Below are 12727 nucleotides of genomic sequence, written 5' to 3' on the forward strand. Positions count from 1 at the left end.
ATCGCACTGTGCCGCGATCCTCTCACGCAGAGGCTCTCACTCGACACGAAGAGTAGCGACCGTCGCTGTGGGCGTCGCAGCGGCGTCCGCCGAGGCGTGCAGGAGGAGGTCGCGCAGGGCGGCGGCGGGTTCCGAGGGGTCGACGGGGGTGAGGACGACCTGGTCGGCGGTGGTGGAGGGGCCGGTGAGCGGGATGACGCGCAGGCCGGGGGGCCGGTGGTCGAGGGCGGACCCGACGGTGATGCCGATGCCGCTGCCCGCGGCGACGTGCGCGGCGATGGCGTGGACGCTGTCGGCGGTGCGGATGATGCGCAGGTCGGCCCCGCCGATCCGGAAGGCGGACAGCAGGCGGTCGCAGAGGCCGCTGTTGATCTGGTGCGGCCAGGTGAGCAGCGCGGCCGCGGAGAGTTCGGCGGCGCTCAGTTCGGCGCGTCCGGCCAGGGGGTGGGCCTCGGGGACGAGCGCCACGAACCGCTCGGTGGACAGCACCCGCGCGCGGACGCCGGTGACGCCGTCGCCCGCCCAGCCGATGCCCAGGCCGATCGTCCCCGCCCGCAGGGCGGTGAGGACGGCGGTGGTCGGCATCGGCTCGGGCACGATCGTCACGTCGGGGAAGCGCTCGCGCAGTCGCGGCAGGCAGCGCAGCAGCAGCTGGTGGCCGGTGTACTCGGCGTGGCCGACGACGAGCGTGGTGCCGGTCCGCTCGCCGGCGGCCAGGGCGCGCCCGCGCTGCTGGAAGCGGCGCAACTGGGCGAGGGCGGCGTGGGCGTCGGGCAGCAGTTCGGCGCCGAGGTCGGTGAGGGACACCCGGCGGCTGGTGCGGTGGAACAGCCGCCCGCCGAGGGTGGTCTCCAGCCGTCGGACGGCGTCGCTGACGGTGGGCTGCCCCCGGTGGAGACGGGCGGCGGCCCGGCCGAAGTGGAGCTCTTCGGCGACCGCGACGAACGCTTCCAGTTCGATCCTGTCCACGGCGCCAGGCTACCGCGATCGATCGGTGCGGCCGATCGCTGCGCGCCGGTGTTCGGCGTTGATGCCCCGCCGCGCCCAGGCTGAGATGGGTGGTGAGCAGGAGTTCCCCAGCAACGGAAGCAGTGAATCGACATGAGGTTCAAGGACGTTGACCGTGAGCAGGACACGCCGACGGTCATCGTGGCGGTGGTCTACCACTCGGTGCACGGGCACACCCGGGTGCTCGCGGAGCACCTCGCCGAGGGGGCCCGGCTGGTGCCCGGGGCCGAGGTGCACCTCGCCGAGCTCCGGGCCGAGGACGTCAACGCGGGCCGCTGGCACGACCCGGAGGTGCTGGCGCTGCTGGCCCGCTCCGACGCGGTCGTGTTCGGCTCCCCGACGCTGATGGGCAGCGTGTCGGCGGTGTTCAAGGCCTTCATGGAGGCCGCGTTCACGCCGTTCGTCACCCAGGGGTGGAAGGACAAGCTGGCCGGCGGCTTCACCATGTCCGCCTCGCAGAGCGGCGACAAGCTGGCCGTCCTCCAGCAGCTGTCGGTGTTCGCCGCGCAGTTGGGCATGCAGTGGATCGGCGTGGGCGACATGCCGGGCAACAACTGGAGCGGCGGCAGCCGCGACGACCTGAACCGGCTCGGCTCCTGGCTGGGCCTGATGAGCCAGAGCCACGCCGACCTGGGCCCCGAGCAGGCCGGATCGCGCGGCGACCTGCTCACCGCGCAGCGCTACGGCGAGCGGATCGCCCGGCTGACCCAGCGCTGGGTCAACGCCGTGCCGTACGGGACCCCGCGGATGACCGAGCACGAGGCCCGCGCCCTCTCCGCCTCGCTCCGGGAGGAGCAGGCGGCACCGGCGGGGCGCTGACGCCGGCGGCCTGGTGGCCCGTGGTGCCGCCTGGCACCCCGGGCCACCGCGGGCGTCACGCCAGGCTGAGCGTCAGGTTGACGCAGACGCCCACCACGACGACGGCCAGCAACACCCAGGGCCAGAGCGGTCGTTCCTTCGGGGGCTGCCATCCGGACATCGCTTCTCCTGTTCGCCGTGCGGAGGTGGGGAGGGCGGCGGATCACCTCCGCCGCACGGCGAGGCTATTCCGGGGCCGGTGGCGCGCGCAGTCGGGTCCCCTGCCGTTCGCGGGTGCAGTTCTCTGCACCCGACCCACCGCGCCGACCGTTCAATCGTGCTGGGCCGCAGTCGAGTTCAGGTACGTGAGCACGGCGCGCACCCGCCGGTGTCCACCGTCCGTGGCCGGCAGCCCGAGCTTGGCGAAGATGTTGCCGATGTGCTTGTTCACCGAGGTCTCCGCGATGAACAGCAGCTCGGCGATGGCGCCGTTGCCGTGCCCCTCCGCCATCAGTGAGAGGACCTCCCGCTCGCGGGGACTCAGCACCTCCAGCGGGTCGTCGCGCACCCGGCGCACCATCAGCTGGGAGATCACCTCGGGGTCCATGGCCACCCCGCCGCCCGCGACCCGGTCCAGGGCCAGCAGGAACTCCTCGACCCGGCTGACCCGGTCCTTGAGCAGGTAACCGACCCCGGAGGCGCCGTTGGCCAGCAACCGGGCGGCGTAGGCGTGTTCGACGTACTGGGAGAGCACCAGGACCGGCAGGTCCGGCAACTGTTCCCGGGCGGACACCGCACTGCGCAGCCCCTCGTCCCGGTAGGTCGGGGGAAGCCGGACGTCCAGCACGGCGACGTCGGGGCGGTGCTCCAGCAGAGCGGGCAGCAGGCTGTCGCCGTCCTCCACGGTCGCGCAGACCTCGTGGCCCACGCTGGTCAACAACAGCGAAAGGCCCTCCCGCAGCAGGACGTTGTCCTCGGCGATCACGATCCGCACGGCAGCTCCACTCGAAGTACGGTCGGCCCGCCGGGCGGACTGTGCAGCTCGGTCACGCCGTCGAAGGCCGCGACGCGGCGCTTGATGCCGCGGATCCCGCTGCCGGAGCCGGTCGTGGCCGCCCCGCCCCGCCCGTCGTCCCGGACGCAGATGTGGATCCTGCTCCCGGTGGTGCGCAGCCGCACCTCGCTGCTCTCGGCCCCGCTGTGCTTGGCGACGTTCGTCAGCGCCTCGGAGATGACGTAGTAGGCCGCGGCCTCCACCGCGGCGGGCGCCCGACCGCCCCGCGGGCCGTACGCCAGGTCCAGCCTGGTGGGGATCTGGCAGGCCGCCACCAGCGAGCGGGTCGCCTCGGCCAGGCCGTGGTCGGCGAGCACCGGCGGATAGATGGAGCGCACCGCGTCCCGCAGCGACCGTGCCGCCTGGTCGGCCAGGTCGCGGGCTTGGTCGATCATTTCGGGTAGCTTCTCGGGGTCGTCCCGGAGCATCCGCTTCATCAGGGCCAGCCGCAGCGACACCGACACCAGTCCGGCCTGCGCACCGTCGTGCAGGTCCCGCTCGATGCGCCGCAGTTCGGCGGCGTGCGCCTCCAGGGCCTCGGCCCGGGTGACGGTCAGCTCCTCCACGCGCTCGGCGAGGGAGGTCCGGCGCTCGCGCGGCCCGAGCAGCGTCCGGGTCGTCAGGGCGTGCAGCTGGGCGCACCAGGGGAGCAGCCAGCCGGCCAGTGCTCCGTAGGCCAGGCCCACGGTGCAGGCTCCCAGCGCCGATCCCCACGAATCGATGTTCCAGACGAGGAACTGGGCGGGCTCGGGCACGATCTGCCACCACAGCGGAACGGTCAGCCAACTGGCCGCCCCCACGCACAGGCCGACGGCCAACGCGGCGCCGAGCGTGCCCAGCGCGGCGTGCAGCAGCAGCCACAGCAGGTCGGTGCCGGTGGCCCGGTCGGTGAGCATCGCCTGCGCGCGGACCAGCAGCCCGCCCTCGGCCGCCCGGTAGGAGGACGGGATGTCGCAGTCCAACCACCGCCCCGCGCGCCGACGGTGGGCGTCGGCGACCCGCCGGAGCCGGGCCAGCGAGAGCGGCAGCAGGTACAGCCCGGGGCCGACCAGGCTCAGCACGAACACCGTGAGGAGGGCGTAGCAGTCGAGGAGTGCCACCACCGCGGTGCCGCCGACTTCCAGGAGGTACCGCAGCGCCAGGAAGAACCGCCGGACGAAGCCCCGCCGGGTGATGGCCGGGGGCAACCCGCGGCGCGGCCGCTGGGTAACGCCATCCATCGTCGCCAAGCCCCCGTTGCCCGTTTTCGCCCACGCTATCACCGCGAGGTGATCCCCGAGGCTCGTCCGCCGGCCGCACCGGAGGGGGGCAGTCAGCTGCACCTTCGAACTCCAGCGAACACCGTGGTGTCCGCAGAGGCCTTGCTCCTAGCGTGAGTTGGACGTGTTGGCGAGAGGGCGGGAAGGTGGGCGCTGTGGTGCACGGCCAGTGGGCGGTGGAGCTGCGGTCGGTCGGGAAGACGTACGGCCGGGGAGCCGGTGAGGTCACCGCGCTGCGCGATCTGAGCATCTCCTTCGACCGGGGCTCGTTCACCGCGGTCATGGGCCCGTCGGGCGCGGGGAAGAGCACCTTCCTGCACTGCGCGGCAGGACTGGACCGTCCGAGCTCGGGCTCGGTGCGGCTGGCCGGCACGGACCTGACCGCACTGGACGAGGCTCAGTTGACCATGCTGCGCCGGGAGCGGGTCGGCTTCATCTTCCAGGCGTACAACCTGTTGGGGGCGCTCACGGTGGCGGAGAACATCACGCTGCCGCTGCTGCTCGCCGGGGTCGCGCCCGAGCCGGGTCGGCTGGAACGGGTGGCGCGGCGGGTCGGGCTGTCGGAGCGGCTGCAGCACCGGCCGGCTCAGCTGTCCGGCGGCCAGCAGCAGCGGGTGGCGATCGCCCGGGCCCTGATCGCCGAGCCCGAGGTGATCTTCGCCGACGAGCCGACCGGCGCGCTCGACAGCCGGACCGGCCGTCAGGTGCTGTCGCTGCTGCGGGAGGTCGTGGACCGGGACGGCAACACCGTCGTGATGGTGACCCACGACCCGGTCGCCGCCTCCTTCGCGCAGCGGGTGGTGTTCCTGGCGGACGGCGCCTTCGCCGAGGAGATGGCGGCGCCGACCGCCGACCGGGTGGCCGCTCGGATGGCCCGCCTCGAAGAGTGGTGAGCCGATGGTGTTCAAGCTCGTCCTCATGACCCTGCGGGAGCGCAGGGCGGGGTTCGTCGGGGCATTCGTGGCGCTGGCCGGGGCCTCGATGCTGATCACCGCGTTCGGGGCGCTGCTGCAGTCCGGACTGGGTCCGGGGGTCGCCACCCAGCGCTACGCCGGGGCGCCGGTGGTGGTCGGGGGCAAGCAGTCGTTCGAGGTCACCGACGGCAAGACCAAGAAGAAGCCGCTGCCCGTGCCGGCGCCGCTGAACAGCGACGTGACCGACAAGGTGGCCGGGGTCGAGGGTGTGCGGCGTGCGGTTCCGGACGTCGGCTTCCCCGCCCAGGTGGTGGACGAGGACGGTGGGCTGAACGCCGGCGGCGGCGAGCAGCCGTCGAGCGGGCACGGGTGGTCCAGTTCGGTGCTGGGCCCCTTCGCGCTGGAGCGCGGACGGGCTCCGCAGCGGGCGGGCGAGGTGGTGCTGGACGCGCGGCTGGCCGACCGGGTCGGGGCGTCGCCCGGCGAGCGGGTGCGCCTGGCGACCACGCGGGAGGCGCGGGAGTACACCGTCACCGGGGTGGCCTCGCTGAAAGGGGGCGGGGTGCCGCGCTCGCCTGCGGTGTTCTTCACAGACGCCGAGGCGACGGTGCTCTACGGCCACCCCGGCCGGATCGACGCGGTCGGGGTGCTGGTCGCGCCGGGCTCCGACCCGGGCGAGGTGGCGGACCGGATCGACAGGGCGCTGGCCGGGGCGGGCGCCGACACCTATCTGGGCGAGGACCGCAGCCAGGTGGAGTTCCACGACGTGGCCTCGGCCCGGACCAGCCTGGTCGAGCTGGCGGGCTCGCTCGGTGCGACGGTGGTGCTGATCGCGATGATCGTGGTGGCCAGCACCCTCGCGCTCGGCGTGCACCAGCGCCGCCGTGAGCTGGCCCTGTTGCGGGCGGTCGCGGCCACCCCGCGCCAGGTGTACAAGATGATGGCGGCCGAGGTCCTGATCGTCTCCCTGGTGGCCTCGGTGATCGGGTGCGTGCCGGGCATCCTGGTGGCCGAGGTGCTGATGGGCGCACTGAGCGTGATCGGCATGGTGCCCGAGGACTTCGCGTCCTCCGCCGGTCCGGTGCCGGCGCTGGTCGCCGTCCTGGCCTCGGTGCTCGCGGCGGAGGTGGCCGCGGTCGGGGTCGCCCGCAAGGCGGTGGCGATCCGGCCGGTGGAGGCGATGGGCGACGCCCGGACCGAACCGGCGAAGCTCGGGCGCGGCCGGATCTTCTTCGGCGTCCTGCTGTTCCTGCTCGGCGCCGCGGGCTCGCTGCTGCCGCTGTTCTTCGGCAGCGTCTTCGCGGTGGCCGGGGCGGGCACGGGCGGGCTCGTCATGATCATCGCCGTGCTGGTGCTGGCTCCGCCGGTGGTGAGCCTGGCGAGCCGGCTGATGGCCGGCCCGGTCCGCCGGCGCACCGGGCCGCACGGCTACCTCGCGGTGGCCGACATCCGGGCCGACGCCCACCGGCTGGCGGCCGGCATCGGCCCGCTCACCCTGGCGATCGGCTTCGCCCTGGTGCAGCTGTGCATCCCGACGACGACCGCGACGGCGGCCCAGGAGCAGGCTGAGGCGGGCATCGTGGCCGAGTTCACGGTGCAGGGCGGGCCGGGCGGGCCGCCCCTCGCCGTGGTCGAGGACGCCTCGGCGCTGCCGGGGGTGGCCGCCGTCACGGGGGTGATCCGGGTCCAGGTGAACGGTTCCCGGAAGGTGCTCGACTCGCCGGAGATCTTCGAGTACCAGGCCCAGGGGGTCACTCCGGACAAGGTGGCGCGGACCATGGACCTGGGCGTCACCAAGGGTTCCCTGGACGGCCTCCGCGGCGACGTGGTGGCGATCAGCGGCGGTGCGGCCAGCACCCTGGGCGCCCACGTCGGCGACCGCGTCCGGCTGAACCTCCCGGACGGCGCCGAGATCAGGCCCGTGGTGGTCGCGGTCTACGACCGGGGCCTGGGCTTCGGCGACGTGACGCTCCCGCAGGACACGGTGCTGGCGCACAGTTCCCGCCAGCTGGAGGACGCGGTGTTCGTCAGGACCGCCGCGGGCGCCGACAGGGGCCAGGTCGGCCAGGCGCTGCGCGGCCTGGCCGTCCGGTACCCGGGTCTCAAGGTGCTGGACGGGGGCGGCCTTTCGGCCGCGCAGCAGGAGCGGGCGATGTCCTCGGTGCTGACCAGCGCGCTGCCGCTGGCGCTGGTCTTCGGCTACCTCGCCATCGCGGTGGCCAACTCCCTCGTACTGGCGACCCTCGGCCGGATGCGGGAGTTCTCGCTGCTGCGGCTGGTGGGTGCGCCGAGGGAACAGGTGGTGCGGATGATGCGGGTGGAGGCGGGGATGGTGGTGGTCATCGCGGTGGTGGTGGGTACCGCGGTGCCGCTGCTGCCCCTGGTCACGGTGAGCCTGGGGCTGACCGGGTCGCCGGTGCCGCACTTCCCGGTGCTGATGTACCTGGGGATCGTCGCGGTGACCGCGCTCATCGGACTGAGCGCGGTCCTGGTGCCCACCCGGTTCGCGCTGCGGACCCGCCCGGTGGAGGGCATCGGCCTGCGGGAGTAGCGCCCGGCCGGCCCGTGGACCTGTGGACCCGCGGCGCGAGCGGACGCGCCACGGGCCCGCCGGCGGTGACCGGGCCGCTTCGTCACCCCCAGGGGTCGATCGGGGTGAGGGTGCCGAGCCGGTCCTCGACGTGCTGGGCGGCGGCCAGGCAGAGGTCCTCGCGGAACGGGCGCCCCACCAACTGCACGCCGGTGGGAAGGCCTTCGGGGTCCAGACCGGTCGGGACGGCGACGGCCGGGACACCGACGAAGCTGGTGACCGAGCAGAGGCGCATGGCCGAGGCGACCCGGGCCCGCCCGGCCTCGTCCCGGGACTCCAGGCCCGGTTCCACCGGCGGCTCGGTGAAGACCGGACCGAGCAGCAGCGGGTAGGCGTCCAGGAACTCCGCCCAGGAGCGGCGGATGTTCATCCAGCTGCCCGTGAGCGCGATCAGCCCAGCAGCGTCGACGGGCGGGCTGTGGCGCATGGTCAGCTCGATGTAGCGGTCGCCGCCCTCGCCCAGCAGCTGTCGTACGGCAGGCCAGCTGGGGGCGAATTCGGTGTTGGTGAGCTGTTGGTAGGCCTTCAGCGCCTCGTCCAGCCGGGGGACGTCGGGGACCTCGTCCACCTGGTACCCGGCGTCGCGCAGGGCTTCGGCGGCGGCCCCGACGGCGCGGCGGACGGATGGGTGGACGCCGTGGCCGCCAGGGTCGGCGACCACGGCGACCCTCGGCGGGCCGTCCGGGGGCTCGCCGTACAGCGGGGCCGGGACGGCGCGCGGATCGCGCGGGTCCGGCCCGGCCAGGGTCTCGTAGGCGAGCCGGAGGTCCGCCACCGTGCGGGCCAACGGGCCGTCCGTGACCAGGAGTTGGGAGGCCGGTCCCGGGTCGTCCGGGCCCAGTGTCCGCTGGTCGGCGGCGAACCGGCCGGTCGTCGGCTTGAGCGCGGCGACCCCGCAGAAGGAGGCCGGGACGCGGACCGAGCCGCCGGAGTCGTTGCCGAGCCCCAGCGCGGACATGCCGGTGGCCACCGCCACGCCCTCCCCGCCGCTGGAGCCTCCGGGGGTGCGCGCGGCGTCCCACGGGTTGCGGGTGTCGCCGTACAGCTCGCTGCGGGTGTGCATCCCGGCCAGGATCAGGGTCGGCATGTTGCTGTGACCGATCGGGATCGCCCCGGCGGCGCGCAGCCGGGCCACCGGGACGGCGTCGGCGGGGGCGGTCAGCTCGCGGAAGCGCGGCGTGCCGAAGGTGGTCGGGACGCCCTCGACGCGGATGCACTCCTTGACCGTGAACGGCACCCCGGCGAGCGGGCCGAGCCGCTCGCCGGCCGCGCGGGCCCGGTCGGTCTCCCGGGCGGCGGCGCGGGCGCGGTCGGCGAGGAGCCGGGTGACGGCGTTCACCCGGGGATTGACGTCGGCGATCCGGGCGAGGTGGGCGTCCACGACCTCGCGGGCGGACGCCTCGCCGCTACGGACGGCGGCGGCGATGGCGCTCGCGGAAAGTTTCCACACGGGGGCTCCTCGGGGGTCGGTTCCGATGCGGTTGCATCGGAACCTTAGCGGGGGATCCGATACGCTTGCATCGAATTAATTCGGATGCGGATGCGGACGCGGACGGTCGGGCCGGACGTTCGGGTGCGGACGGGAAGAGCGGGGAGCGGGATGCCGAAACAGGTCGACCACGCGGACCGGCGCCGACGGATCGCCGACGCCGTGTGCGCGCTGATCGACGCCCAGGGCCTCGAAGGCGTCACCCTGCGGGACGTCGCCACCAGGGCGGACGTCTCCATGGGCGCCGTCCAGCGCTGCTTCCGCACCAAGGAGGAGATGCTGCGGTTCGCCCTCGGCCACATCGGCGCCCGCGTCACCGAACGCGCCCACGGCCGGGTCGTCGCCAGCCCCGCCCAGTCCGCCGCCAGCACCGTCGGACACGTGGTCGGCGAGGTCGCCCTGCTGCGCGACGAACACCGGGCCGAAGCGCGGATCTGGCTCGCCTTCCTCGCCGCCGCCGCCGTCAACCCGCCCCTGGCGACAGCCCTTCGGGCCAGCTACGCCGACCTCGAAGGGCTGCTCGCACGGCTCGTCGCGGAAGCCTCGGACGCCGTCGACGCCCGGCGCGAAGCCCGTACCCTGCTCGCCCTCGCCGACGGGCTCACCGCACACGTGCTCCTCGGCCACCGGACGGCGGCCGAGGCGGAGGAGCTGCTGCACGCGCACCTCGCCGGAGTGTGGGCGGCCGGCGCCGGGCGCTGAGAACCCCCTCGAATTCCGTTGCCACGGAGCGGCGTTACGGCGAGGATCGGTTCGTGGCCGAGCTGAAGCCGTACCCGAAGATCCCCGCCCGGGGGCGCCCCGGCGCGCCCGGGAGCCGCGAGTGGATCGCGGCGGAGAAGGTGCACGGCGCGCACTTCGCCGTCGTCTGCGAAGGCCCCTCGGTGCGGCCCGCCAAGCGGCGCGGCCTGCTGGGCGACGAGGAACTCGACGCCTTCTTCGGCGTGAGCCGGATCTGGCCGCAACTCCTCGTCGCCGCCGGGCGCTTCGCGGCGGTGCTACGGGCGGCCCGGGGTGAATCCGCCGTCGTCACCGTCTACGGCGAACTCGCCGGCGGCCGCTACCCGCACCCCGACGTGCCCGTCGTCGCCGGAGCCGAGCCCGTGCAGACCGGCGTCTGGTACGCCCCCGGGCTTCGCTGGCTGCCCTTCGACGCGACGGTGGAGACGGCGGAGGGGCGGTGCTGGATCCCCGACCGCGAACTCCGCGCCGCCGCGTCCGCCGCCGGCCTCACCTGCGTGCCCCTGCTCGGGCACGGCAGCCTGAACGCCCTCCAGGAGCTCCCGGCCGCCTTCCCGAGCCGGGTCCCCGCGCTGTACGGACTGCCGGAACTGGCCGACAACCTCGCCGAGGGGTACGTGCTCAAACCGGCCGGCGAATGGCACGAGCCGGGCGCCGCCAGGCCCGTCGTCAAGGTCAAGCAGAAGGCCTTCGCCGAGGACGACCGCTACGACGGCGCCCGGCCCTGCCTCCCCCCGCCGGAGGGCGCCGCCGGCGTCCCCGCCTGGCTCCTCGTCCAGGCCTGCGCCTTCCTCACCCCCACCCGCGCCGCGGCAGCCGTCGGCAAACTCGGGCCGCGCGTGGCGGCGGGCGCGGTGGCGGCGGAGATCGCCCACGACGTGGCCGACGAACTCTCCGAGGCCCTCGGCGGACTGGAGCCCTCCACCCTGAGGGCGCTCGTGCACGCCCTCGGACCCGCGGCCCTCTCCCTCGCCCGCTTCGACGCGGCGGACCGACGGTGACGCCGCGCCGGCCCCGGCCGGAAAAAACCTTCCGGCCGATGTCGAAGTCCCCTGCCACCGCTCCGACTGAGTGGTGACGGCACGCCGAAGGGGCGTGCGGGACGACGAGGGGAACGACCGTGAAGTACGTCGCGATGATCTACGGCAACCAGGCCAAGTGGGACTCCTTCCCCGCCGAGGCCTGGCCCGAGGCGATCGCCAGGCAGGAGGCGTTCAACACCAGGTACCGCGACACCGGCGAACTCGTCGGCGCCTACGGGCTCGCGGACGCGGCCGCCGTACAGCTGGTGCGGCGCGCCGAGGGGGTGCCGGTGGTCACCGACGGGCCGTACCTGGAGACCAAGGAGTACCTGGCGAGCTTCTACCTCCTGGACTGCGAGAGCCTGGAGCGCGCCCAGCAGATCGCCGCCGACATGCCGTTCGCCGACCTGGAGCCGGTGGAGCTGTGGCCGGTCCTGCACGAGTCGCCGGCGAACGGGTGATCGTCCCCGCTGCCGCCGTCGAGGGCCTGCTGCGCGAACTGGCGCCGCAGGTCCTCGGCGTGCTCGTACGACGCCACGGCGGATCCTTCGACGCCTGCGAGGACGCCGTGCAGGACGCGCTGCTCGCCGCCGCCGTGCAGTGGCCGGCGGACGGGCTGCCGGCGAACCCGCTCGCCTGGCTGGTCACCGTCGCGGGCCGGCGGCTGATCGACCAGGTGCGCGGCGACGCGGCCCGGCGCCGGAGGGAGGAGGCGATCGCGCTGGCCACGCCCCGGTCGGCACTGCTGGCCCCGGCCGCCGACGCCGCCGCCCCGGCCGCGGACGACTCGCTCGCCCTGCTCTTCCTGTGCTGCCACCCGGCGCTGTCCGTGCCGAGCCGGATCGCCCTGACCCTGCGGGCGGTCGGCGGCCTGAGCACGGCGCAGGTCGCCGCCGCCTTCCTGGTGCCGGAGGCGACCATGGGGCAGCGGATCAGCCGGGCCAAGCAGACGCTCAGGACCACGGGCGGCGGGCTGGCGCTCCCGGAGGGCGAGAGCGGGGCCGAGAGGCTGCGCGAGGTGCGGCACGTGCTGTACCTGATCTTCAACGAGGGTTACGCGGCCAGCGGCGGCGAGGAGTTGACCGCACCGAGGCTGGCCGCCGAGGCGGTCCGGCTGACCCGGCTGCTGCTGCGCCTCACCCCCGGCGACGCCGAAACGGCCGGCCTGCTCGCCCTGATGCTGCTCACCGACGCCCGCCGGGCTGCCCGCACCGGGCCGTACGGCGAGCTCGTACCGCTGGAGGAGCAGGACCGGGGTCGCTGGGACGGCGAACTGATCGCCGAGGGGCTGGAGTTGCTGGCCTCCGTGCTGCCGCGGGGCACCGCCGGGCCGTACCAGGTCCAGGCCGCGATCGCCGCCGTCCACAGCGAGGCGGGGGCGGCCCGGGCCACCGACTGGCCGCAGATCCTGGCCCTGTACGACCTGCTGCTGCGCTTCGACGCCAACCCGATGGCCGCCCTCAACCGGGCCGTCGCGGTAGCGGTGGTCCACGGGCCGGCCGCCGGCCTGGCCCTCCTCGACGACCTGGCCGCCGACGAACGCCTCGCCCGCCACCACCGCCTCCTCGCCACCCGGGCCCACCTCCTCGCCCGCCTCGGCACGGACCCCGAAGCCGCCGCCCGCGCCTACCGCCGGGCCGCCTCCCGCGCCACCAGCGCCCCGGAGCGCCGCTACCTCACGGACCGCGCCCGCCAACTCCTGGCAGGGGCCTGACGGCCCGGAAGTCGGCGCGACCGAACCCCCGCGCGCGCCCGCCCGGGCGGGGCCGGAACGCGGCCCCGCCGTTCGCCGTTCGCCGTGCCCGAAGCGCCCGGAGGGGGCGCGCACCGCCCGCTCCCGCGCCGGTTCGCC

General features: G+C 74.6%; 11 protein-coding genes. 7 read left to right on the top strand and 4 right to left on the bottom strand.

The genetic code is table 11. The features are described 5' to 3' along the window. Positions 1-36: 36 nt before the first annotated feature. Complete coding sequence (locus ACFV1W_RS15255) at positions 37-969, bottom strand: LysR family transcriptional regulator (RefSeq protein WP_380416624.1); 933 nt, start codon at positions 967-969, stop codon at positions 37-39. Positions 970-1101: 132 nt separating this feature from the next. Here ACFV1W_RS15255 and ACFV1W_RS15260 point away from each other — a divergent pair, with 132 nt between their 5' ends. Further along, positions 1102-1827, top strand: a complete 726-nt coding sequence (locus tag ACFV1W_RS15260; RefSeq protein WP_380416627.1) for a flavodoxin family protein — start codon at positions 1102-1104, stop codon at positions 1825-1827. A 310-nt stretch (positions 1828-2137) separates the two neighbouring features. On the opposite strand, the gene ACFV1W_RS15265 is transcribed toward ACFV1W_RS15260, so the two are convergent. Together ACFV1W_RS15265 and ACFV1W_RS15270 are read right to left on the bottom strand one after the other, a co-directional pair. Further along, positions 2138-2800, bottom strand: coding sequence for a LuxR C-terminal-related transcriptional regulator (locus ACFV1W_RS15265; protein WP_380416629.1), 663 nt, complete (start codon positions 2798-2800; stop codon positions 2138-2140). After that, positions 2788-4080 (bottom strand): sensor histidine kinase, encoded by a 1293-nt coding sequence (locus ACFV1W_RS15270; protein WP_380416631.1) that lies wholly within the window; start codon positions 4078-4080, stop codon positions 2788-2790. The genes ACFV1W_RS15265 and ACFV1W_RS15270 overlap by 13 nt, the downstream gene beginning before the upstream one ends. A gap of 194 nt (positions 4081-4274) precedes the next feature. Between ACFV1W_RS15270 and ACFV1W_RS15275 the strand changes: the two genes are divergently transcribed. Together ACFV1W_RS15275 and ACFV1W_RS15280 are read left to right on the top strand one after the other, a co-directional pair. Beyond that, entirely contained in the window at positions 4275-5012 is a 738-nt protein-coding gene (locus tag ACFV1W_RS15275; RefSeq protein WP_380416633.1) for an ABC transporter ATP-binding protein, read from the top strand. Between the two features lie 4 nt (positions 5013-5016). After that, positions 5017-7584: an FtsX-like permease family protein gene (locus ACFV1W_RS15280; protein ID WP_380416636.1), complete on the top strand. Its 2568-nt coding sequence runs from the start codon at positions 5017-5019 to the stop codon at positions 7582-7584. 82 nt (positions 7585-7666) lie between these two features. Here the strand turns inward: ACFV1W_RS15280 and ACFV1W_RS15285 are convergent, their stop codons facing one another. After that, a complete protein-coding gene (locus tag ACFV1W_RS15285; protein ID WP_380416638.1) occupies positions 7667-9073 on the bottom strand; it encodes an amidase in 1407 nt (468 codons plus the stop codon). Positions 9074-9223: 150 nt separating this feature from the next. Between ACFV1W_RS15285 and ACFV1W_RS15290 the strand changes: the two genes are divergently transcribed. The 4 genes from ACFV1W_RS15290 (at position 9224) to ACFV1W_RS15305 (ending at position 12589) form a co-directional block, all read left to right on the top strand. Beyond that, positions 9224-9814: a TetR/AcrR family transcriptional regulator gene (locus ACFV1W_RS15290; protein ID WP_380416641.1), complete on the top strand. Its 591-nt coding sequence runs from the start codon at positions 9224-9226 to the stop codon at positions 9812-9814. A gap of 53 nt (positions 9815-9867) precedes the next feature. Next, positions 9868-10854, top strand: a complete 987-nt coding sequence (locus tag ACFV1W_RS15295; RefSeq protein WP_380416643.1) for an RNA ligase family protein — start codon at positions 9868-9870, stop codon at positions 10852-10854. Between the two features lie 119 nt (positions 10855-10973). After that, on the top strand, positions 10974-11336 hold the full coding sequence (locus tag ACFV1W_RS15300; RefSeq protein ID WP_380416645.1) for a YciI family protein: 363 nt from the start codon (positions 10974-10976) through the stop codon (positions 11334-11336). After that, positions 11333-12589: an RNA polymerase sigma factor gene (locus ACFV1W_RS15305; RefSeq protein ID WP_380416648.1), complete on the top strand. Its 1257-nt coding sequence runs from the start codon at positions 11333-11335 to the stop codon at positions 12587-12589. Before ACFV1W_RS15300 ends, ACFV1W_RS15305 begins: the two co-directional genes overlap by 4 nt. The last annotated feature ends 138 nt before the right edge of the window (positions 12590-12727 follow it).

It is taken from the genome of Kitasatospora sp. NPDC059648 (assembly GCF_042734825.1).
In the GTDB taxonomy this organism is placed as follows: domain Bacteria; phylum Actinomycetota; class Actinomycetes; order Streptomycetales; family Streptomycetaceae; genus Kitasatospora.

Bases quoted from the DNA above. Each gene is read 5' to 3' on its own strand.
- ACFV1W_RS15260 (WP_380416627.1), top strand. From the start codon at position 1,102: ATGAGGTTCAAGGACGTTGACCGTGAGCAGGACACGCCGACGGTCATC.
- ACFV1W_RS15270 (WP_380416631.1), bottom strand. From the start codon at position 4,080: ATGGATGGCGTTACCCAGCGGCCGCGCCGCGGGTTGCCCCCGGCCATC.
- ACFV1W_RS15280 (WP_380416636.1), top strand. From the start codon at position 5,017: ATGGTGTTCAAGCTCGTCCTCATGACCCTGCGGGAGCGCAGGGCGGGG.
- ACFV1W_RS15290 (WP_380416641.1), top strand. From the start codon at position 9,224: ATGCCGAAACAGGTCGACCACGCGGACCGGCGCCGACGGATCGCCGAC.